This is a genomic window from Streptomyces sp. NPDC057694 (genome assembly GCF_042799415.1).
Classification (GTDB): Bacteria; Actinomycetota; Actinomycetes; order Streptomycetales; family Streptomycetaceae; genus Streptomyces.
The window spans coordinates 14,889-37,896 of the sequence record NZ_JBHVIX010000007.1 but is presented as its reverse complement, the minus strand read 5'-3'; the positions used below and the strand labels follow the sequence as shown (position 1 = coordinate 37,896).

Here is a 23,008-nt window from a genome sequence, read left to right as displayed (position 1 = left end):
CATCAGGGGCACAACTGCGCTTACCGTTTTGTCCGTTTAGTGCAAGTATGGGGCGCCTGGGCGGTGAACTGAAGACGACCAAGGAGCCCCTGTGCAGATATCCCGGACCGACGAGCCGTTGCTCAGCATCATCGTGTACGGGCGTGACATACAGGGACTGCTCGGCGTATGCCTGGACAGTGTGGCGGCCCAGCTCCCGCCGGAGGCCGAGCTCGTGACGGCGGCCGTCGGGGACGACGCGCAGGACGTGGCGGTGCGCTCCGGCGGCACCGTCCTGCCGCTGCCCGAGGACACCGACGACGCGGCGGCGCGCGCCGCCGGGGCCGAGCGGGCACGCGGCACCTGGCTGTGGTTCCTGCCCGCCAAGGACCGGCTGCCCGCGGGCGCGGTGCGGGCGCTGCTCGACCGGCTGGCCGAGGTGCCGGAGCCGGTCGACGTCGTGGTCGCCGACCACGTGCGTACGACCTGGCGCGGCACCGGCACCTCCGGCGCCGACGCCGGGCGGCTGGCCCGGGTGGCCCGCCGCGACGTCACCCTCGACGCGGCCCCCGACCTGCTCCGGGTCACCCCGCTGCTCGTCAAGCGCGCCCTGCGCGCCGACTTCTGGCGCGCGCACGAGGCCGAACTGGCCGACCCGGACGAGATGTTCGCCTCCCGCGCCGCCCTGGCGCTCGCCGGCCGGATCGCCTGCCTGGACCAAGTGGTCGTGGAGGTAAGGCAGTTGCGGCCCGAAAGCCTGCCCCCGGTGACCGCCGAGCAGCGGTACGGACTCATCGAGTCCTACGACCGTCTCCAGCGCCTGCTGAGCCGGCAGGAGTCCGCGCCCCGGCCGCGCGCGGTCCTGTACGACCTGATGGCCACCGAGACGATGCGGGTCGTGGCCCGCGAGTCGATGCCGGACGCGACGGCGCGGGAGTTCTTCCACCGCGCCTCGGCGGCCGCCGTGCGCTGGAAGCCCGCCGGCCACCGGCGCCCCGGCGGCATGGAGGGCATCCGGCGCAGACTGCTCGAAGAGGACGCGTACCCGAAGTACCGCGCGTTCCAGGCCGCCAACCAGCGGCGGCGCGGCCTGCGGACGACCCTGCGCACCCGCAAGAAGCAGCTGGGCGCCAAGGTCCGCGACCACTACTACCAGAAGGCCCTGCGCGAGCCCGTCGACCAGGACCTGGCCGTCTTCTCCGCCTACTGGGACCGCGGCATCGCCTGCAACCCGGCGGCGATCGCGGCCAAGCTCGCCGAGCTGGCCCCGCACATCCGCCCGGTGTGGGTGGTGTCGAAGGCGACCGAGCCGCTCCTGCCGCCCGGCACCGACCACATCGTGCCCGGCACCCGCCGCTACTGGGAGGTGCTGGCCCGCGCCCGCTACCTCACCAACAACGTCAACTTCCCGAACGCCGTGGTCAAACGCCCGGACGCGATCCACCTCCAGACCCACCACGGCACCCCGTTGAAGAAGATGGGCCTGGACCAGCTCGCCTACCCGACGGCCTCCCGGGGCCTCGACTTCGACGCCCTGCTCGCCCGCGTCGACAAGTGGGACTACAGCGTCAGCGCCAACAGCCACTCCACGCGGATGTGGGAGCACGCCTACCCGTCGCACTACACCTCGCTCGACCACGGCTATCCCCGCAACGACGTCTACTACCGGGCGACGGCCGCCGACATCCGCGCGATCCGCGACCGCCTCGGCATCGCCCCGGGCCGCCGGGCCGTCCTGTACGCGCCGACCCACCGCGACTACGAGGCGAGCTGGACCCCGCGCCTGGACCTGGCGGCCCTGTCCGAGCGGCTCGGCGAGGAGACGGTCCTCCTCGTGCGCGGCCACTACTTCTACGGCGGCGGCACGTCCCCGCTGGCGGGCCTGCGGCGCACCGGCCGGGTCATCGACGTATCGGCGTACGACCCGGTGGAGGAGCTGGCGCTGGCCGCCGACGCGCTGGTCACCGACTACTCGTCCATCATGTTCGACTACGCCAACCTGAACCGCCCGATCATCAGCTACGCCGACGACTGGGAGACGTACGCACGCACCCGCGGCACCTACTTCGACCTGCTCGCCGAGCCGCCGGGCCACGTGGCGCGCACCGAGGAGGAGCTGACGGAGATCCTCGCCACGAACACCTGGCGCGACGAGGCGTCGGCGAAGAGCCGCGCCCACTTCCGGCGCCGCTTCTGCGAGTTCGACGACGGGCGGGCAGCCGAGCGCGTCGTGCGCCGCGTCTTCCTGGGCGAGCCCGAGGAGAGCCTGCCGCCGGTGCTCCCCGTCGAGTCCCGCACCCCCGCTCCCACCCCCGAGGAGGCGACCGGCTGATGCCCGCGCAGACCCCCGACGTGACCATCACGGTGATCGTCTTCAACGACGCCGAGCGGCTGCCGCGCGCCGTCGCCTCGCTGCGGGCGCAGACGCACCGCGACATCGAGATCGTCATCAGCGACGACCACTCGACGGACCGCACCCCCGAGGTGGCCAGGGAACTGGCCGCGCAGGACGCGCGCATCACCTATCTGCGGCTGCCGGAGAACAGCGGCGGCTGCTCCGCCCCGCGCAACCGCGCCCTGGAGATCGCCCGCGCCCCCTATCTGATGTTCCTGGACAGCGACGACGAACTCCCGCCGCGCGCCGTCGAGTCGCTGCTCGCCGCGCACCGCGAGAACCCCGCGATCGACTTCGCGATGGGCGCGGTGCAGCGCATCAGGGTCGACACGGGCCACCGCTCGATCTGGATGCCGCACCTGGTCGCCGAGCGCCGCACGGTCCCCGGCATCGAGGCCGAGCCCGCCCTGCTCTTCGAGCACCTCTCGACCAGCAAGATGTACGCGCGAACCTTCCTCGACCGCCACCGGTTGCGCTTCCCCGAGGGCATCCACTACGAGGACCAGCTGTTCTCGGCGCAGGCGTACGGCCTGGCGAGATCCTTCACGGTCGTCCCCGACACCGTCTACCGCTGGTACATCGCGCCGTACGCGGCCGAGTCCGCCGCCTCCATCTCCAACCAGCGGCACAAGCTGGCCAACGTCCGCGACCGCGTCCACGTCCAGACGCTCATCGACGACTTCCTGGAGCAGGGCGGCTTCAGCGACGCGGTGCGCGAGGCCAAGGACTACAAGTTCCTCAAGCACGACTTCCGGATGTACGCGGGCGACCTGCCCTACCGGGCCGACGACTGGCTGGAGGGGTTCGCCGAGATCGTGAACCCGTATCTGGCGGGCCTCGCCCCCGGCGCCTACGAACGGCTGCCGCGCGCCGAGCGCGTCGTCCTCCAGCTGGTCCGCGACGGCCGCCTCGACGAGGCCCGGCTCGCCGCGCGCGGCCTCGGGCACGGGGTCGCCCCGCGCGAGGTGGCGACGGACGCCTCGGGCAGCCTCTACTGGGGCGCCACGCTGCCCGGCACGCCCGAGGCCCGCCGCGAGCTGGCCCTCGACGACCTGGCGCTCGACTCCCGCCCGTTCCCCGGCGCCCAGTTCCGGCACGAGATCGTCTCGGTGCGGCGAGGCCCGGGACCCGCCTCGCTCGCCCTGCACGTCCGCACCCACGACCCGGCGCTGCGCCTCCCGGTCGGCCCGCAGGTCGCCGCCCTGCTGCTCTCCCCCGGGCGCCGCCGCACGACGGTCCGCTTCCGCCTCGACCCGGTGCGCCCCGGTGTCTTCGAGGGCCGCGTCGACCTCGACCTGACACAGGTCGCGCTGCCGGCCCAGGGCTTCGACGGCACCCGCCACCCGCTCCTCCAGCTCCAGGCGCCGGGCGGCCTGCGCAACACGGGCCTGCTGCTCGCCCCGCTGGACTTCCCGTCCTTCACGTCCGAGTTCCGTCAGCACCGGGTCACGGTCGAGCCGGAGGGCCGCGGCGCGGGACGGCTCCAGGTGCGGTGGACCGCGGTCGGGATGACGGCCCGGATCGTACGGCCGGTCGCGCGCCGGGTGGGCCGCAATCAGGTGGCGCGGCGAGTGCGGCGGGCCGCGCGTCTGGTGTCGGCCCTCACCCGCTGACGCGCACCCGGTACAGCTGCTGTCCCCGGGGACCCACGGCCACCCGCTCCAGGGCCGGGTCCCCGGCCGGCAGCCCGCCGTCGCTGCGGTAGGCCACCACCCACTTCACGCCGTAGCGGCGCAGCACGCCGAGCCGGTCCCGGCGCGGCGACCGGTCCGCGAAGTACGTCTCCACGGCGGCCTCCCGCGCCCCCTCGTCGTCGAGGAAGAAGTCCGGGTAGCCGGGGGCGACCGTGTACGCCCCGTAGGCGGGGATCTGGCGGGCCGGGAACGTCTTGGCGAGCACCACGTCCCCGTACGCCACCCAGGGCGTGATCCAGTGGTAACCGCCCCACGGCTCGCGGTACTTGGCGGCGACGGACGAGGGCAGCGCGGAGCGCGGCAGCACGTATCCGAGCGTCCCCGACTGGGTCCACGCCCCCGCGAGCAGCGCCGCCGTCACCGCCCAGCCGAGGGCGATCCGCACCGCCCTGCGCGGGGCGAGGAACACTTCGAGGCCGGCCGCGACCTGCGCGGGGATCAGGACGGCCGGCAGCACCCGACCCCACGACCAGTGCCCGGTCAGACCGCCGGCCGCGAACACGACGAGGCCCGACAGGCAGAAGAGGACCAGCGGGTCGCGGCGGTCGCGCCGCCACCGCAGCACGAGCGCCGCGCCGCCGACGAGCGCCACCAGCCACAGCCGGGCGGGCAGGTCCCGGTAGAGGGAGCGGTGGATGGCCTCCAGGTTGTCGCCCGCGCCGAACAGCGCGAAGAAGGAGTAGTAGGGCCAGAGCCCGATCAGCAGCAGACCGGCCGCGAGTCCCCCGGCGAGCCGGGCCCAGCTCGCGGGGCCGGGCCACGGCCGCGCGCCGAGGACCATGGCGAGGGCGCCGAGCGAGGCGACGACGCCGGTGAACTGGTGGCTGAGCAGGATCACCGCCCACAGCACCCCGGCGCCCAGGAAGTGCGCCCAGGAGACGGCCCGGCGCAGCAGCGCCCACAGCCAGAACGACGCGCCGAGCGCGAACGTGCTCGGGTAGGCGACGCACAGGGCGAGGGAGTTGAGGCCGAGGTAGCCGCTCCAGTTGAACAGCGTCGTGCCCCACAGCAGGACCAGGCACAGCAGCACGAGCCCGGTCACGGCCGCCCGCCGCCACCCCGCGGCCGCCCGCTCCAGGAACGTACCGGTGAACACCCACACCCCGCCTGCGAGCACCGCGAGGGAGAGAAGCGCCCCGACGCGCAGCACGACGAACACCCCGAGCCCGGTCGCCTTCGCGACACAGCCGAGCAGCAGGGTCCAGGGGCTGTAGTACGGGCTGTCGGCGTCGGCCGCGACCAGTGGGTCGCCGGGGTCGAGCAGGTCGTGGCGCAGGCGTTCGACGGTGGCGGCGTGGATGCCGAGATCGCCCGCCCAGGGCAGCCGGAGCACGACGGCGAACAGCAGCACGAGAACACCGCAGGCGGCGGCACCGGCCGCGATGCGGGCGGGCGTGGCGGTCAGCGGACCCTCGCGCGCGGCTTCCGCAGCCGTCAACGGGCCCTCGCGCGCAGCTTCCACGGCATCGCCACCGATTCCAGCTGCACCATCAGGTTCATCTTCGACTCGCCGACGGTGCGGTCCTCGAAGTGGATGGGGACCTCGACGATGCCGTGCCCGCGGCGCAGCGCCCGGTACTTCATCTCGACCTGGAAGCTGTAGCCCGCGCTGTCGACGGAGGCCAGGTCGATGGCGCGCAGGGTGTCCTCGCGCCACAGGTTGAAGCCGCCGGTGATGTCGCGCACCCGGGTGCCGAGGATGGTGCCCGCGTAGGCGTTGGCCCACCGGGAGAGCAGGCGGCGGTGCGCGCCCCAGGCGTCGGAGAGGGTGCCGCCCTGCACGTAGCGGCTGCCGATGGTCACCCCGGCGCCGGTGGCCAGCGCGACGCCCAGCATCTGGGGGACCTTCGCGACCGGGTGGCTGCCGTCGGCGTCCATCTGAAGGACGTAGCGCGCGCCCTCGGCGACGGCCCGGCCCATCCCGGCCGCGTACGCGCGGCCGAGCCCTTCCTTGCCCGCGCGGTGCAGCACGCCGATCCGGTCGGCGCCGAAGCGGCGTACGTACTCCTCTGCGATGTCCCCGGTGCCGTCGGGGCTGGAGTCGTCGACGACGAGCAGCCGCAGGCCGGCCAGTTCGAGCCCCATCAGGCCCTCGGCCATGCCGGGCAGATTCCCGGCCTCGTTGTAGGTGGGCATCACGACGGTGAGCGGCGTCGCCGCCCACGTCTCGGGCAGCGCGAGGGCACGCTCGGCCGTCCGCGGCGACTTCGGCGAATCGGCTGGCTTCGACGGCATCGGCTCTCCCTGAACGGTCATCAGACAATCGGAGTCCACTTTAGACGCTATGTCCCGCATTGCCCCGAGACGTGGCCCGGGTGCAGGGAGTCCATCAAGCCGGACGACGTCAGGAGGCAGGCAAGAGCACGCCAAGAACAGGGGCAGAATACGGCGACGAACCCGGTCGGCGACGCCCGCCGCGCGCCAACTGCGCCGCGTGGAACGGCAGATGACACGGCGACGACATGACACAAGGGCGCCCCGGACCGGTTCGGTCCGGGGCGCCCCTGGTGGACGTACGGGCTACGCCCGACGCGTCACGAGTGCGTGCGCAGCAGCGTGCGCATGGTGCGCATCGCCACCGACAGGTTCGCCAGGTCGAAGGCGTCCGAGCCCTGGATCTCCTCCAGGGTCGTGCGCGCCCGGCCCAGGATCGCCGCGTTCTTCTCCTCCCACGCCTTGAACCGCTGCTCCGGCGTCGAGCTGCCGTTGCCCACCGCGAGCACGTCGGCGGTCAGGGCCGCGTGCGCCGCGTAGAGGTCCTCGCGGATCGAGGCGCGGGCCATCGACTGCCAGCGGTCGGCCCGCGGGAGTTCGATGATCCGGTCCATGAGCTGGGTGATGCCGAGCCGGTCGCCGAGGTCGTAGTACACCTCGGCGACGTCCAGCGCCTCCTTGCCCATCCGGTCCGCGATCTGCACGATGTCCAGCGCCGGGAACGCCGAGGAGAACCCGGCGACCCGCCGCGCGAGCTCCTCCGGGACTCCGGCGCCGGTCAGCTCGTCGAAGATCGACTGGTACCACTCGGCGTCCGCGCCGCGCAGCATCTTCGGCAGCGAGGCCCACGTCTCGGCGACACCGTCCCGGAAGAAGTCGATCGTCTCGGCGAGCTGGAGCGGCTGCGGCCGGTTGTTCAGCAGCCAGCGGGAGCCGCGCTCGACGAGCCGCCGCGAGTGCAGCCGGATCCGGGTCTGGACATCGGCGGCGACGGTGTTGTCCAGCGCCTCCACCGCGTCCCAGACCTCGCTCAGGCCGAAGATCTCGCGCGCGGCGAGCTGCGCCCGCACGATCTCTTCGAGGGAGGCACCGGTCTCCTCGCGCAGCCGGTGCAGGAACGTCGAACCACCGGTGTTCACCGTGTCGTTGACCAACACCGTCGTGATGATCTCGCGGCGCAGCGCGTGCCCGTCGATCGCCTCCCCGTACTTCTCGCGCAGCTCTTGCGGGAAGTACGCGTGCAGCAGCCGGCGCAGGTACGCGTCGTCGGGCAGCGTCGTCTGGATCAGCTCGTCGGCGGCCGTGATCTTCGTGTACGCGAGGAGGACGGCCAGCTCGGGCTGGCTCAGCCCGCGCCCGTTGTTGAGGAGTTCCTTGATCTGCCGGTCGTTCGGCAGGAACTCCAGGCCGCGGTCGAGGTGGCCCTGCTTGCCGAGCCGGCGCATGAAGCGCTGGTGGGCGTGGAGCAGGGACGACGACTGCGCCTCGGCGTTGCCCAGCGCGGTGTTCTGCGCGTAGTTGTTGCGCAGCACCAGGTGGCCGACCTCGTCGGTCATCGCGGCCAGCAGCTTGTTGCGCTGCTTGACGGTCATGTCCCCTTCGGAGACCAGGCCGTTGAGCAGGATCTTGATGTTGACCTCGACGTCGGACGTGTTCACGCCCGCGCTGTTGTCGATGGCGTCGGTGTTGACCTTGCCGCCGGTGCGGGCGAACTCGATGCGGCCCAGCTGGGTCGCGCCGAGGTTGCCGCCCTCGCCGATGACGCGGGCGCGCACGTCCTGGCCGTCGACCCGGATCGCGTCGTTGGCCTTGTCGCCGACGTCCGCGTTCGACTCCACCGACGACTTCACGTACGTACCGATGCCGCCGTTCCACAGCAGGTCGACCGGCGCCTGGAGGATCGCCTTCATCAGCTCGGCCGGGGTCATCTTGGCCTGGCCGGACGCGATGCCGAGGGCCTCGCGGATGTGCGCGTTGAGCTGGATCGACTTGGCGGAGCGCGGGAAGACGCCGCCGCCGGCCGAGATCAGCTCCTTGTCGTACTCCGCCCACGACGAGCGCGGCAGCTCGAACATGCGGCGGCGCTCGGCGTACGACGTCTCCGCGTTCGGCCTCGGGTCGATGAAGATGTGCCGGTGGTCGAAGGCGGCGACCAGGCGGATGTGCTCGGAGAGCAGCATGCCGTTGCCGAACACGTCACCGCTCATGTCGCCGACGCCGACGACCGTGAAGTCCTCGGACTGCGAGTCGACGCCCAGCTCACGGAAGTGCCGCTTGACGGACTCCCAGGCGCCGCGCGCGGTGATGCCCATGCCCTTGTGGTCGTACCCGGCCGAGCCACCGGACGCGAAGGCGTCGCCCAGCCAGAAGTCGTACGACTCCGCGACCCCGTTGGCGATGTCGGAGAACGACGCGGTGCCCTTGTCGGCCGCGACCACCAGGTAGGTGTCGTCCTCGTCGTGCCGCACGACGTCGGCCGGGGGCACGACCTCACCGGCGACGAGGTTGTCGGTGATGTCGAGCAGCGCCGAGATGAAGGTCTTGTACGACGCGATGCCCTCGGCCATCCAGGCGTCCCGGTCGACGGCCGGGTCGGGCAGCTGCTTGGCGACGAAGCCGCCCTTGGCGCCGACCGGCACGATGACGGTGTTCTTCACCATCTGCGCCTTGACCAGGCCGAGGATCTCCGTGCGGAAGTCCTCGCGCCGGTCGGACCAGCGCAGACCGCCGCGGGCGACCTTGCCGAAGCGCAGATGGACACCCTCGACGCGCGGCGAGTACACCCAGATCTCGAAGGCGGGGCGCGGCGCGGGCAGGTCCGGGATGGCCTGCGGGTCGAACTTCATGGAGACGTACGAGTGCGGGGTGCCGTCCGTCGTCCTCTGGAAGAAGTTCGTGCGCAGGGTCGCCTTGATGACGGTGAGGAAGGAGCGCAGGATGCGGTCCTCGTCGAGGCTGGCGACCTGGTCGAGGGCGCCGTCGAGCTCTTCGAGGAGCCCGTCGATCAGCTCGGTCCCCGCGCGCTGCCGCTCGGGCGACATCCGCGCCTCGAACAGCGACACCAGCAGGCGCGTGGTGTGCACGTTGTTGCGGAGGGTGTCCTCCATGTAGTCCTGGCTGAAGGTGGAGCCGGCCTGGCGCAGGTACTTGGCGTACGCGCGCAGCACCATCGCCTGCCGCCAGTTCAGCCCGGCGCCCAGGACCAGCGCGTTGAAGCCGTCGTTCTCGGCGAGCCCGGTCCAGGTCGCGGCGAACGCCTCCTGGAACCGCTCGCGGCCGTCGGCGCCCAGCTCGCCGCCGCTGCCGTTGCCCGGCATCGGCATGCGCAGCCCGAAGTCGTAGATCCACGCGGTCGGACGGTCGGCGCAGCGCAGCTCGTACGGGCGCTCGTCGGTCACCTCGACGCCCAGCCGCTGGAGCACCGGCAGGACGGCGGAGAGCGAGACGGGCGAACCGGTCCGGTAGATCTTGAAGCGGCGCTCGCCGGGAGCGGCGCCCACGGGCTCGTACAGCGAGAGCGCGAAGTCCTTGCCCTCGCGGTCGCCGTGGCTGAGCTGCTCCAGGTGGACCAGGTCGGCGACGGCGGCGCGCGGCGTGTGGTCGGCCTTGTAGCCCTCGGGGAAGGCCTGGCCGTAGCGGCGCAGCAGCTCGGCGGCGCGTTCCTCGCCGCACTCGGCGTTGAGCGCCTCGGCGAAGCCGTCGGCCCAGGAGCGGGCGGCCTCGACGAGCCGGGCCTCGATGCGGTCCGAGTCGGCGTCGGTCAGCTCGGGCAGCTCGGTGCCGGGCGCGACGCGGACGACGAAGTGCAGCCGGGACAGGATCGACTCGGTGTTCCAGGCGGTGAAGTCGACGCTGGTACCGGCCAGCTCCTCCTTGAGGATGTCGATGATCCGCAGCCGGACACCGGTGGTGTACCGGTCGCGGGGCAGGTAGACGAGGGCCGAGTAGTAACGCCCGTACTCGTCCTTGCGCAGGTACAGGCGCAGCCGGCGCCGCTCCTGGAGGTACAGCACGGACGTGACGATGGACCGCAGCTCGTCGGCCGGGGTCTGGAACAGCTCGTCGCGCGGGTACGTCTCCAGGATCTGGAGCAGGTCGCGGCCGTCGTGGCTGTTGGGCGAGAAGCCCGCGCCCCGGAGGACCTCGGCGACCTTGCGGCGCACGACGGGGACCCGACGGACCGACTCGGTGTACGCGGCGGAGGAGAAGAGCCCCAGGAAGCGGCGCTCGCCGACCACGTTCCCCTTCTCGTCGAACTTCTTCACGCCGACGTAGTCGAGGTAGGACGGCCGGTGCACGGTGGCGCGGCTGTTGGCCTTGGTCAGGACCAGGAGACGGTGCTCGCGGGCCTTGGCGCGGGCGTCGTCGGGCAGCCGGTTGAAGGACGGCGACACGGGGTGGTGGTCGTCGGCGTCGTGCTGCGGGTCGGCCCGCAGGATGCCGAGGCCGGTGCCCGGGACGGCGGTGAGCGAGTCGTCGTCGGTGAGGTCGTACTCGCGGTAGCCCAGGAAGGTGTAGTGGTCGGCGGAGAGCCAGCGCAGCAGCTCGCGGGCCTCCTCGACCTCCTGGTCGCGCAGGTCACCGGCGGTGGGCTCGCTCGGCAGCTCGTCGGCGATGCGCAGCGCCGCGTCGCGCATCTTGTCCCAGTCCTCGACGCACTCGCGCACGTCGGACAGGACCCGGAGCAGGTCGGTGGTGATCTGCTTCAGATCGGCGCGGTCGGTCTCGCGGTCCATCTCGACATGGATCCACGACTCGGTGAGCACGTCGTGGCCCTCGGCGGTGGTCCCGGCCGGCAGCACTTCGAGGAGCTTGCCGGCGACGTCGCGCCGCACGACGACCTGCGGGTGGATGACGACGTGGATGCCCCGGCCCTGCCGCGACAGCTCATTGGTCACGGAGTCCACGAGGAACGGCATGTCGTCGGTGACGACCTCGACGACGGAGTGGCTGCAGGTCCAGCCGTTCTCCTCGACGGTAGGGGTGTGCACCCGCACGCTCGCGGTGCCCTGTGGCCGGTTCTCGGCGAGCCGGTAGTGCGAGTAGGCGGCTCCGAAGACGTCGACCGGGTCGCGGTCGGCCAGGTCCTCGGGCGCGGTGTGCAGGTAGTAGCGCTGGAGGAACGTGAGCACGGTGTCCTGATCAGGAGTGCTCTCGCCCGTCGGTAGGTGCCCCCCTACCGGGCTGTTCTCAGCTACCCGGGCGGCCCGCGCGAGCAGCTCGGCCTTGGCTTCGTCCAGCTTGGTCTGCATTGTCCTCTGGCTCCTGTCGCGCGCCGTTGCGTGACGTAGACGTGTTTGGCTCGACGTAACGCCGCGACGCGGGGTGTCCGGTCGCCTTCGACGTTATGCCGGATTGAGAGAAGAGCGGACGGTAATGCGCCATTTTCAACGAACTGGCCATCCGCCGGAAATGATCGGCGTCCGAGCGCCGGGGGCGGCCGCTGTGGCGGTCCGTCTTCTCCCGGCGCGGGCAGGGGGCGACGATGCCCCCGCGAGATATCGCGCTGATCACGGGACCAGGCTATCGCTCCTGACGGGGGGCACGTCATGAGCCGCATGTGTACAAAACCGGTGGCCGAACTTTGACACTCTGCACAGAACGGCCCCTCTTGTCAGGAGTCCCAGGCAGCGGCACGTTGGGCACCGGGCGGATTCGGCCCGCACAGCGCACGACCGACACGGGAGCGTGTGACCGATGGCACTCAAGATCCTGATCGTGACCGGCGACGCGGCGGAGTCGCTGGAGGTCCTGTACCCGTACCAGCGCCTCCTCGAAGAGGGTTACGAGGTCCACATCGCGGCCCCCACCCGCAAGAAGCTCCGCTTCGTGATCCACGACTTCGAGCCCGGCTTCGACACGTACACGGAGAAGCCGGGATACACCTGGCCGGCCGATCTGGCCTTCTCCGAAGTCGACCCGGGCCAGTACGCCGCTCTGGTGATCCCGGGCGGCCGCGCACCCGAGTACCTGCGCGGCGACGCCGAGCTGCGCAAGATCGTCAAGGCGTTCTTCGACACCGACAAGCCGATCGCCCAGATCTGCCACGGCCCGCTCCTGACGGCGTCGGTGGACGGTCTGCGGGGCCGCCGGGTCACGGCGTACCCGGCCCTCGAACCGGACATGCAGGCGGCGGGCGCCACGTTCCAGGACACCGAGGCGGTCGTCGACGGCACCCTGGTCTCGTCCCGCGCCTGGCCGGACCACGCGGCGTGGATGCGGGAGTTCCTGACGGTCCTGCGGGCGAAGGCCCCGGCGGTCTGATCCCACCTGTACGCCTGTGCGGTGGCTGCCCCGCCGACGAGGGCAGCCACCGAGGTGTGCCGTATCCCGGGCGCCACGACGGAGGGCCGTTGCCACGACAGCCGTGGGGAGTTGACCATTACTGCCCGACGCTCCGCCGCACCGCATCTCCCGAAAACCCACGGCACACCCCTACCTAACCGGGCCCCGCCCTCCGACGACATCGGTATCCGGGGAGACCGGTATACGCATGTGAGGGGGCTCGGCCGGTCTCGGTATACCTAGGAGAAGCCCCGATAGGGGCGCGGGGCTGCATCCATCAGCGGCTCCGCCGCGGGACGCGACCAGCCCCGTAAGGGGCGCGGGACTGTATCCATCAGCGGCTCCGCCGCGGGGCGCGAGAAGCCCCGATAGGGGCGCGGGGAACTGCGCGACCAGCCACGACGAACCGGCACCCGACAACGCACCCCTCACCCCGCCAGAAATCAGCCCCCCGAACGCTGAACCCGCTCCCCGCCGGAGGCAATCGCGGCGACCTCCGTCCGCGACCCCACCCCCAACTTCGCCAAAATATGCTCCACATGCGCATCAGCAGTCCGCTTGGAGATCACCAACTGCTCCGCGATCTCCCGATTGGACAACCCCTGCGCCACCAGCGCGGCCACCTCCCGCTCCCGCCGCGTCAGAGCGTCCACGCCACCCCCGCGCGCCGCCGGCACCCGGTCACCGGGCACGTCGGCCCCCTCCCGCACAGCGGCCAGCACCTGCGCCCCGGACAGCCGCGCCCCGACCCCGTGCCACCGCTCGTACTCCTCGTCGCCCAGCGCCCGCCGCAGCCCGGCCCGCACGGCCTCCTGCTCGTCGAAGAGCGAGGGCAGCATGCCGACGGGGTCGCCGCCGCCGAGCCGCCGCGCGTTCTCCGCGTAGCCCAGCAGCCAGGCGGCCCGCACATGCCGCTCCTCGGACGACGCGGACCAGGCGAGCATCAGGCAGCACATGGCGGCGACCAGGATCTCGTCGATCTCCGCGGCGGCCTCCAGGGCCCGCCCCAGCAGCCCGACGGCCTCCTCGCGCTCCCCGGAGAGCCACAGGATCAGCCCCTGCACGGTGAGCGTCGACGCGTACATCTGGCGCTCCCCGGTGCCTTCCAGGTAGGCGAGCCCGGTACGGCACCACTCCAGGGCGGCCTCCGCATCGCCGAGCACGCCGAGCACCAGCGCGCCCTCGTAGTGGACGACGGCCGTGCCGAGCCCGTCGCCGCGCGCCAGGATCCGCTGCCGGGCGTCCTCCAGCGCGGTCAGCCCGTCCGGCTCCCCGCACAGCGCGCCGAGCCCGCCGAGATACGCGTCGCAGAACAGCTCGACGCGGTCGTTTCCGGCGTCCCTGGCGATCCGGAGCGCGCGGTGGAACAGTTCGAGCGCGGTCGGCAGGTCCCCGGTCCACACCGAGAACAGCGCCATCATGAACCGGCCCCAGGCCTGCTCGTCCCCCACCTCACCGAGGGGTGCGAGCCCCTTCTCGATCCAGTACCGCCCCTCGGACAGCGCGCCGAGCGCCCGCCAGTACGGCCCGAGCTGCGAGGCCAGCCACAGCCCCTGCGGGGCCAGCTCGGCCGAGCCGTACGCGTAGTCGAGCGCACACCGCACATCGGCGCTCTCGGTGCGCAGCGCCCGGTGCAGGACGGGCTGCGCCGGGGTGAGGAACTCGTCCCAGTAGCGCTGCCCGAGATCCCGGTAGTACGCGAAGTGCCGGGCCCGCACGGTGTCCGCCCGGCCGGACTCCACGAGCCATTCGGCGCCGTACTCACGGATGGTGTCGAGCAGCCGGTAGCGGCTGCCGTCCACCCCGAGCCGCTGCACGACGGACTTGTCGACGAGCCCGATGAGGCACTCCAGCACCTCACCGCCGGACAACTCCTCGCCCGCGCACACGAATTCGGCGGCCCGCAGCTCGAAGGACCCGGCGAAGACCGAGAGCCGCGCCCACAGCAGCCGCTCGCGCGGGGTGCACAGCTCGTGGGACCAGCCGATGGCCGTACGCAACGTCTGGTGCCGGGTCAGCGCGGTCCTCCGCCCCCCGGTCAGCACCTCGAACCGCTGCCCGAGCCGCTCCACCAACTGCTCCAGGGAGACCGCCCGCAGCCGCACGGCGGCCAGCTCCAGGGCGAGCGGAATGCCGTCCAGCCTCTTCGCCAGCGCGGCCAGTTGCTCCCGATTGCCGTCGTGCACGGCGAACCCGGGCACCACCGCGGCGGCCCGCTGCACGAACAGCTCCAGGGCGTCGTCGGGCTCCAGCGGCGCGATGGGCACGCAGTGCTCGCCCGGCACGTCGAGCGGCTGCCGGCTGGTGGCCAGCACCTGCACCCCGGCCGCCTCCCGCAGCAGCACGTCGGCGAGCATGGCGCACGCGTCGACGAGATGCTCACACGTGTCGAGCACGACGAGCATCCGCCGCCCCTGCAGATGGGCGACAACGGCATCGAGCGGCTCCATCCCCGCCTGCTCGGGCAGTTCGAGCACCGCAGCGAGCGTCACCGGAATCAGCTCGGGATCGCGCAGCGCACTCAGCTCGACGAGCACCACCCCGTCCGCGAACCCACCCGCCAGCTCCGCCGCGCCCCGCAACGCCGTACGGCTCTTGCCCACACCCCCGGGCCCGACGAGCGTGACGAGTCTGGCCCCCGCGAACGCCGCCCGCACCTGGGCGAGTTCGGCCGCCCTACCGACGAACGGGGTCACCTCGACCGGAAGCTGACCACCACGCCGCTGCCCGAACCCGAACCCCATGCCCCACTCCCCCACTGTGTCCCGTCAAGCCACCACTCCCACCAAGCGTACGCAGCCACAAGCGGAGCGTGAGCAAGAAGCCGGATGAGATGCCGCACGAAGTGCGCAACTCAGGGGCGCGAGGAACTGCGCGAGAAGCGGCCACGTCCCGCACCTGGCAACGAACCCCCACAAGGCAGACGCAGATCTTTCAGGGGCGCGAGGAACTGCGCGAGAAGCCCCGCAAGGGGCGCGGGGAACTGCGCAACCAGCCACGACGAAAGCCGCACCGCCCCACCACCCCCACCCGCTACCCCGCGGAAGCGACCCGCACGGCCTCCGCCAACGAATCCACCACCGGCGCCCCCACCCCTTCAAGACTGGCCCGCCCGTGCGACCCCCCGGTATAAAGCACGGCCCGCGCCCCGGCAGCCAACGCCGCCACCGCGTCATCAGCCGCATCCCCGATGACAACGACCTGCTCGGGCGCGATCCCGGCCACCTTCTCCAGCGCCCCCAGATGCCGCACCATGTGCTCGGCCTTGCTCCCCCCGGAGGGCCCGACCCGCCCGTCCACCCGCACGAACCGCTCGGCGATCCCGAACTGCCGCACCAACGGCACCAGTTCCTCATGCCCGTACATGCTGAGAATGGACTGGCTGCGCCCGGCCTCCTGCCACCCGGCGAGCAGCGGCTCCACGCCGTCGGCGAGCCGGCAGTCCACGGAGTGCCGCGCGTAGTGCCGGTGGAAGACCTCGTCCATGACGAGCCACTCGGCCTCGGTGGGCAGCCGGCCCATGAGCCGCTCGTAGAACTTCGGAACCGGTACGCAGTACAGCGCGCGGTACTTCTCCAGCGTGATCGGCGCGAGCCCGAGCTCCCCGAACGCGGCGTTGGTGGCGTGGATGACGGCGTCGATGTCGTGGAACAGCGTCCCGTTCCAGTCCCAGACGATGTGTCCGGCGGACGGGCCGAACGAGCCCCCGGCTATGTGCTTCCCCATACGGCGAAACGTACCCCGCACGGACCGGCCCCGATTCAGTCGCCCTGGCCGACCAGGTTGGCGATCTCCTGCGTCGCGAACCACAGCAGCTCGTGATCCTCGGCGCCGTCCACGACGAACTGGGCGTCGTCGTCACCGTGATCGGCCGCGCCCAGCGCGTCGGCGGCGGCCGCGACATCGGCCTCCGCGTCGTCGGCGTCCACATGTACGGCGGCGGCCTTGGCCAGCGGCACGACCTCGCGCACGGTGACCTCACCGAGCGCGCCGGGGTCGAGGCCCCGGTCGGGATCGGCGACGGCGACCCGGTCCGCGACGTCGACGGCCACGACGACCCGGCGGCGCGGCGCGTCCGGCTCGCCCGCGAGCATCCGCAGGGAGGCGAGCCCCGCCCGGTTGAGGGCGGCGTACTCCAGCTCCTCGATGTCGTCCGACAGGTACCACTCGCGCAGCGCGGGCGTGACGGCGAAGGCGGTGAGCGGCGCGGGCCCCAGCTCGCCCGCCTGGTACGCCTGAGCGAGTCGCGGCAGGGAGAGAGGTACGTACACGCGCATGACGGTCCGCTTTCGTAGTCGTCGGTGATCGTCCGGGAGGCCTTCAGGATACGTGCGGGAGTCCCCTTTCGGGCTGCCGCCCACCTCCTACACCCCCGTCACCCCTGCTCCACCGCGCCCCCCGGCCCCACCCCGCCACACGGGCCTCGCGCACCCCGCCGTCACCCGGATAAGTGAATCCCCGGCACCCCTCCAGGCCCCTCCGCCGACTCTTGCGGAGCCGTTGCCCGACCTCGTAGAAGGTGATCACGAAGAGTTACCGACTGGTATCAATCCGGAGGCGACGTGCAGAAGGTGCTTTCCAGGCGAGGCCCCGTTCGAACCAGCCGTCCCCCCGCCCGAAGGGACACCCGGCGCCCCGCCCCGCCCCGGGTACGGCCGCAGGCGCCGCCGCACCCCGCCGAACACTTCACCGACCTGCTCCTGCTGGTCCTGGCCGGCCATCGCCCCGCGGTCTGGTTCGCCCGGCACAGCAGGGGCCACGCCTTCGAGGACCTGCTCTGGCTCCTGGCCCACCGCCCACTGGCCCGCTCGGGCCCGAGCCCGAGGATCCACGACGTGGGCCACTACGAGCCCGACACCGACACCTACGAGGTCTTCGCCCGCATCGCGGTCGGCCCCCGCCTGCACGCCCTGGCCTTCCGCCTGACCCGCGCCGAGGACCTCCGCTGGCGCTGCACAGCAGTAGACCTGGACGGCCGCACCCCAAGAGAACCCGAAGCCCCGTAAGGCGAGGTGACGGCGAAGCCGCCCACCTCAGGGGCGCGGGGAACTGCGCGAGAAGCGGCCACCGGGCCGCAGCCGACCACCGACCCAGAGGCGCGGGGAACTGCGCGAGGGGGGAGGTGACGGCGAAGCCGCCCACCTCAGGGGCGCGGGGAACTGCGCGAGAAGCCCCACCGGCCGTCAGCCGACCGACAACCCAGGGGCGCGGGGAACTGCGCGCCCAGCCACGACGAGCCCCGCACCCGACAACAACCAGAGCGAGCGCAGCACAACGCAAAGGGCCGGGCGCCCAACCACCCGGCGCCCGGCCCTTCACACAAGCAGCGTCACTTCTTGCGACGCCGCCCCTTCTGCTGCTTACGACGCTCGGCCCGCGTCAGACCATCGGCGGAGGACCGAGTAGGCCCGCCCTCGGTGACGAAGTCACCCTCGTCGACCCCACCCTCGGCGTTCGGCGCCTGGAAGTGCAGCCGGTCGGGCCGCTGCGGAGCGTCGAGCCCCTTGGCCCGGATCTCCGGACGGACCTGCGCCGGCACCGCGTCCTCCTTGTCCAGGGACGTGGCGGGCGCGGCGTCCTCCACCGGGACCTCCTCGACCTGCTGCTCGACCTGGACCTCCAGGTTGAACAGGTAGCCGACGGACTCCTCCTTGATGCCCTCCATCATGGCGGTGAACATGTCGAAGCCCTCGCGCTGGTACTCGACCAGCGGGTCCTTCTGCGCCATGGCGCGCAGCCCGATGCCCTCCTGGAGATAGTCCATCTCGTAGAGGTGCTCACGCCACTTGCGGTCGAGCACGGAGAGCACGACCCGGCGCTCCAGCTCACGCATGATCTCGGAGCCGAGCTGCTCCTCGCGCTCCTCGTACTGCGCGTGGATGTCGTCCTTGACGGCGTCACCGATGAACTCGGCGGTGAGCCCGGCACGGTCCCCGGCCTCGTCCTCCAGCTCCTCCACCGTCACCTTGATCGGGTAGAGCTGCTTGAAGGCGCCCCACAGCCGGTCGAGGTCCCAGTCCTCGGCGAAGCCCTCGGCGGTCTCGGCGCCGATGTACTCGTCGATGGTGTCGTCCATGAAGTGCACGACCTGCTCCTGCAGGTCCTCACCCTCCAGGACGCGGCGGCGCTCGCCGTAGATGACCTCGCGCTGGCGGTTGAGCACCTCGTCGTACTTCAGGACGTTCTTACGCGTCTCGAAGTTCTGCTGCTCGACCTGCGACTGCGCGGAAGCAATCGCACGCGTGACCATCTTGTTCTCGATCGGGACGTCGTCCGGCACATTCGCCATCGACATCACGCGCTCGACCATCTGCGCCTTGAACAGCCGCATCAGGTCGTCGCCGAGCGACAGGTAGAAGCGCGACTCGCCGGGGTCGCCCTGACGGCCGGAACGACCGCGCAGCTGGTTGTCGATACGCCGCGACTCGTGCCGCTCGGTGCCCAGCACGTACAGCCCGCCGAGGTCCTTGACCTCTTCGAACTCGGCCTTGACGGCCTGCTCGGCCTTCTCCAGCGCGGCGGGCAGGGCCGCGGCCCACTCCTCGACGTGCTCGACCGGGTCGAGGCCCGCCTGGCGCAGCTCGGCCTCGGCGAGGTCGTCGGGGTTGCCGCCGAGCTTGATGTCGGTACCACGGCCGGCCATGTTCGTGGCGACGGTGACGGCGCCCTTGCGGCCGGCCTGCGCGATGATCGGCGCCTCACGGTCGTGCTGCTTGGCGTTGAGCACCTCGTGCTGGATACCGCGCTTGGAGAGCTGCTGCGAGAGGTACTCGGACTTCTCGACCGACGTCGTACCGACGAGGATCGGCTGGCCCTTCTCGTGCTTCTCCGCGATGTCGTCGACGACCGCGTCGAACTTGGCGACCTCGGTCCGGTAGATCAGGTCCGCCTGGTCCTTGCGGACCATCGGCCTGTTCGTCGGGATCGGGACGACGCCCAGCTTGTAGATCTGGTGGAACTCGGCGGCCTCGGTCATCGCCGTACCGGTCATGCCGGAGAGCTTGTCGTAGAGGCGGAAGAAGTTCTGAAGGGTGATGGTCGCCAGGGTCTGGTTCTCGTCCTTGATGTCCACCCCTTCCTTCGCCTCGATCGCCTGGTGCATGCCCTCGTTGTAGCGGCGGCCCGCGAGGATACGGCCGGTGTGCTCGTCGACGATCATGACTTCGCCGTCGATGACGACGTAGTCCTTGTCCTTCTTGAAGAGTTCCTTGGCCTTGATGGCGTTGTTCAGGTAACCCACCAGCGGGGTGTTCACCGACTCGTACAGATTGTCGATGCCCAGCCAGTCCTCGACCTTGGAGACGCCCGGCTCGTGGATGGCGACGGTGCGCTTCTTCTCGTCGACCTCGTAGTCGCCGGTCTCCTCGATGCCCTTCATGGTGTTGCCGGCCTCGCCCTTGGTCAGGCGGGTGACCAGCTTGGCGAAGTCGCCGTACCACTTGGTGGCCTGGTCCGCCGGACCGGAGATGATCAGCGGCGTACGGGCCTCGTCGACGAGGATGGAGTCGACCTCGTCGACCACCGCGAAGTTGTGGCCGCGCTGGACGAGCTCGTCCTGGGACCACGCCATGTTGTCGCGGAGGTAGTCGAAGCCGAACTCGTTGTTCGTTCCGTAGGTGATGTCGCAGTTGTACTGCTCGCGGCGCTGGGCCGGCGTCATGTTCGCCAGGATGCAGCCCACGGTGAGGCCCAGGAACTTGTGGACGCGGCCCATCATCTCGGAGTCGCGCTCGGCCAGGTAGTCGTTCACCGTGATCAGGTGGACGCCCTTGCCGGACAGCGCGTTCAGATACGTCGGCAGCGTGCCGACCAGGGTCTTGCCCTCACCGGTCTTCATCTCGGCGACGTAGCCCAGGTGGAGGGCGGCGCCACCCATCAGCTGCACGTCGTAGGGGCGCTGGCCCAGGACACGCCGGGAGGCCTCACGGACGGTCGCGAACGCCTCGGGCAGCAGGTCGTCGAGGGTCTCGCCGTCCTCGAGGCGCTGCTTGTACTCGTCCGTAAGCGCGCGCAGCTCGGCGTCGGAGAGGCTTTCGAAATCCTCTTCGATGGAGTTGACCTGGTCCGCGATGCGGTGCAGCTTGCGCAGGATCTTGCCTTCGCCTGCACGCATGATCTTCTGGATGACGGACACGGGGGTTGGTCTCCTTGCCGGTCGGGCCTGGCACGGTCGGTTACTCGGGCGACAGCCTGAGCAACGGCCATCGTATGCGAGGACCCCACCGCGCCGGGAGGTCTGCCATCAGGTCCAACGCACAGGTGCCTCTGAAGGTGCCGGTATACCCCACGAAAAGTGATGGTGCGCCCTCCTCGCACCGAGCAGAATCGGGTGATGGAACCCGTGACGCTGACCACCGCTCGTCTGAGACTGCGCACCTTCGCCCCCGCCGACGTCGACGAGGTGCACGCCATCTGCCAGGACCCCGACATCCAGCGCTGGACCACGATTCCCTCGCCTTACGCGCGCGTGGACGCCGAATACTTCATCGACCGGGTGGTCGCGGACGGCTGGCGTGACGATGCCGAGTACACCTTCGCGGTCCGGACCGACGAGCAGGGACCGATCGCCGCCGCGATCGGGCTGCACCACCCGCGCGCGGGTGCGTGGGAAGTGGGTTTCTGGACGGCCAAGGAGTTCCGCGGCCGCGGCTACATGACGGAGGCGGTCCTGGAAGTGGCCCGCTGGGCCTTCACGGACCTCGCCTGCCCCCGCCTGGAATGGCGCGCCGAGGTGGGCAACCACGGCTCGCGCACGGTCGCCGAGAAGGCCGGCTTCACCATGGAGGGCGTACTGCGCGCGGGCCTCCTCAACAAGGGAGTCCTCCGCGACTGCCGACTGGCCTCCCTCCTCCCCTCGGACCTGACCCTCCCCACCCCCCTCCCCTACCTCCCAACCCCCCACTGAGCCCCACCACCAAGGGCAATCTGCTGCACCCTCGCCTTGGGCAATCTGCCGCGCCCCGCCCCACCCCACCCCGCCTTGGGCAACCTCTCGCGTCCCGGCCCCACCCCACCCCGCCCTGGGCAACCCGCCGGACCCCCACCCCCGCCCCGCCCCCGCCTTGGGCAATCTGCCGCCAAGGGCGGCAGGGTGGGCAAGGCGGCCCCCAAGCGCCGGGCAGGCGCCCCGACAGACCCGCGCCCCAGCCCCGAGCGGCCCCCACGGCCCCGGCCCGCCCAGAAATGTCAGCGCCGCCCCCTAGGGTTCCGACCATGCCGACGCCCGCCCCGCACCACCCCACCCACCACACCCCCGTCGCCCTCGCCGCGACAGAGGCCCGCCGCATCACCCTGCGAGCCCAGGGCTTCCTAGGCGCCCCGAACCGCGCCGCGGGCGTACGCGGAGTCCTGCGCCACCTCGGCGCGGTCCAGCTCGACACGATCTCGGTCCTGGCCCGCTCCCACGAACTGATCCCGTACGCGCGCCTGGGCGCGGTGGGCCGCAAGAAGGTCGAGCAGGCCTACTGGACGCAGACCCACGCCTTCGAGTACTGGTCCCACGCCGCCTGCATCCTCCCCGTGGAGGAGTGGTCGCACTTCGCCTTCCGCCGCCGCGCCTACCGAGGCCGCCCGCACTGGAACCACCACCTCCCCGACGGCGCCTACGACCAGGTGATCAAGCAGCTGCGCGCCGAGGGCCCGCTGACCGCCACGGAGCTGGGCGGCGCGAAGAACAAGGGCGAGTGGTGGGACTGGTCGGACTCGAAGGTCGCCGTCGAGCGCGCGCTGATGTACGGCGAGGTGGTCTGCGTCGAGCGCCGCGGCTGGAAGCGGGTCTACGACCTGGCGGAGCGGGCGATCCCGGCGGATCTGCTCCACGACGACCTGGACGACAAGGAGTGCGTCCGCCGACTCGTCGTCCAGGCCGGCCAAGCGCTCGGCGTCGGCACCCGCTCGGACATCGCCGACTACCACCGGCTGAAGAGCGAGCAGTTCGACGCGGTGATCGAGGAGACCGGTCTGGTCCCGGTGACGGTCGAGGGCTGGGGCGGGAAGCCGGCCTGGGCCGACCCGGCGGCACTGGAGTCGACACCCCGCGGCCGCCACCGCACGACGCTCCTGTCCCCGTTCGACTCGCTGATCTGGGAGCGGGCGCGCACGGAGCGGATCTTCGGCTTCACGCACCGCCTGGAGGCGTACGTCCCCAGGCCGAAGCGGATCCACGGCTACTTCGCGATGCCGGTCCTGGCGGGCGGGCAGCTGGTGGGCCGCGTCGACCCGGCACGCGAGGGCACCACCCTGGTCGCCCGGCAGGTCTCCCTGGACGGCCCGAAGGCCGTCGCGCCGGTGGCCCAGGCCCTGGTCGAAGCGGCGAGCTGGGTGGGCTGCGACAGCGTCCGGGTGGAGCGCATGACGGACCCGGCCCTGAAGCAGGACCTCGTCAGAGCCCTCGACTAGAGCGCCCGGCGCCCCGACCGACGGATCCCCCGCCCGCCGATCT

General features: G+C 71.5%; 13 protein-coding genes. 6 read left to right on the top strand and 7 right to left on the bottom strand.

Annotated elements, in window-relative coordinates; translation table 11 throughout:
• Positions 1–91 precede the first annotated feature (91 nt).
• Together ACFVDP_RS18010 and ACFVDP_RS18005 are read left to right on the top strand one after the other, a co-directional pair.
• Positions 92–2,311 (top strand): CDP-glycerol glycerophosphotransferase family protein, encoded by a 2,220-nt coding sequence (locus ACFVDP_RS18010; protein ID WP_383490482.1) that lies wholly within the window; start codon positions 92–94, stop codon positions 2,309–2,311.
• Positions 2,311–3,987: a glycosyltransferase family 2 protein gene (locus tag ACFVDP_RS18005; RefSeq protein ID WP_383490480.1), complete on the top strand. Its 1,677-nt coding sequence runs from the start codon at positions 2,311–2,313 to the stop codon at positions 3,985–3,987. The genes ACFVDP_RS18010 and ACFVDP_RS18005 overlap by 1 nt, the downstream gene beginning before the upstream one ends.
• Here ACFVDP_RS18005 and ACFVDP_RS18000 read toward each other — a convergent pair.
• The 3 genes from ACFVDP_RS18000 to ACFVDP_RS17990 all read right to left on the bottom strand — a co-directional run bounded on the left by ACFVDP_RS18000 (position 3,977) and on the right by ACFVDP_RS17990 (position 11,534).
• Complete coding sequence (locus ACFVDP_RS18000; RefSeq protein WP_383490478.1) at positions 3,977–5,506, bottom strand: hypothetical protein; 1,530 nt, start codon at positions 5,504–5,506, stop codon at positions 3,977–3,979. The two genes, ACFVDP_RS18005 and ACFVDP_RS18000, sit on opposite strands and share 11 nt — an antisense overlap.
• Positions 5,503–6,303 carry a polyprenol monophosphomannose synthase gene (locus tag ACFVDP_RS17995; protein ID WP_383490476.1) on the bottom strand — a complete coding sequence of 267 codons (801 nt, stop codon included), beginning with the start codon at positions 6,301–6,303 and terminating at the stop codon, positions 5,503–5,505. Before ACFVDP_RS17995 ends, ACFVDP_RS18000 begins: the two co-directional genes overlap by 4 nt.
• Positions 6,304–6,602: 299 nt before the next feature.
• On the bottom strand, positions 6,603–11,534 hold the full coding sequence (locus ACFVDP_RS17990) for an NAD-glutamate dehydrogenase (protein WP_383490475.1): 4,932 nt from the start codon (positions 11,532–11,534) through the stop codon (positions 6,603–6,605).
• A gap of 445 nt (positions 11,535–11,979) precedes the next feature.
• Here ACFVDP_RS17990 and ACFVDP_RS17985 point away from each other — a divergent pair, with 445 nt between their 5' ends.
• On the top strand, positions 11,980–12,546 hold the full coding sequence (locus ACFVDP_RS17985; RefSeq protein WP_383490473.1) for a DJ-1/PfpI family protein: 567 nt from the start codon (positions 11,980–11,982) through the stop codon (positions 12,544–12,546).
• A 464-nt stretch (positions 12,547–13,010) separates the two neighbouring features.
• Here ACFVDP_RS17985 and ACFVDP_RS17980 read toward each other — a convergent pair whose 3' ends face one another.
• The 3 genes from ACFVDP_RS17980 to ACFVDP_RS17970 form a co-directional block, all read right to left on the bottom strand.
• Positions 13,011–15,311: an ATP-binding protein gene (locus ACFVDP_RS17980; RefSeq protein ID WP_383490472.1), complete on the bottom strand. Its 2,301-nt coding sequence runs from the start codon at positions 15,309–15,311 to the stop codon at positions 13,011–13,013.
• A gap of 289 nt (positions 15,312–15,600) precedes the next feature.
• On the bottom strand, positions 15,601–16,293 hold the full coding sequence (locus ACFVDP_RS17975; protein ID WP_383490470.1) for an HAD family hydrolase: 693 nt from the start codon (positions 16,291–16,293) through the stop codon (positions 15,601–15,603).
• Positions 16,294–16,328: 35 nt separating this feature from the next.
• On the bottom strand, positions 16,329–16,844 hold the full coding sequence (locus ACFVDP_RS17970; RefSeq protein WP_383490468.1) for a DUF6912 family protein: 516 nt from the start codon (positions 16,842–16,844) through the stop codon (positions 16,329–16,331).
• A 285-nt stretch (positions 16,845–17,129) separates the two neighbouring features.
• Here ACFVDP_RS17970 and ACFVDP_RS17965 point away from each other — a divergent pair, with 285 nt between their 5' ends.
• On the top strand, positions 17,130–17,573 hold the full coding sequence (locus ACFVDP_RS17965) for an Rv3235 family protein (RefSeq protein ID WP_383490466.1): 444 nt from the start codon (positions 17,130–17,132) through the stop codon (positions 17,571–17,573).
• 323 nt (positions 17,574–17,896) lie between these two features.
• On the opposite strand, the gene secA is transcribed toward ACFVDP_RS17965, so the two are convergent.
• The gene (gene secA / locus ACFVDP_RS17960; RefSeq protein WP_383490464.1) at positions 17,897–20,701 is read right to left on the bottom strand and encodes a preprotein translocase subunit SecA; all 2,805 of its coding nucleotides are present in this window, start codon (positions 20,699–20,701) and stop codon (positions 17,897–17,899) included.
• 198 nt (positions 20,702–20,899) lie between these two features.
• Between secA and ACFVDP_RS17955 the strand changes: the two genes are divergently transcribed.
• Both ACFVDP_RS17955 and ACFVDP_RS17950 read left to right on the top strand, forming a co-directional pair.
• Positions 20,900–21,472: a GNAT family N-acetyltransferase gene (locus ACFVDP_RS17955; RefSeq protein WP_383490462.1), complete on the top strand. Its 573-nt coding sequence runs from the start codon at positions 20,900–20,902 to the stop codon at positions 21,470–21,472.
• A 308-nt stretch (positions 21,473–21,780) separates the two neighbouring features.
• Positions 21,781–22,965, top strand: a complete 1,185-nt coding sequence (locus tag ACFVDP_RS17950; protein WP_383490461.1) for a winged helix-turn-helix domain-containing protein — start codon at positions 21,781–21,783, stop codon at positions 22,963–22,965.
• Positions 22,966–23,008 lie beyond the last annotated feature (43 nt).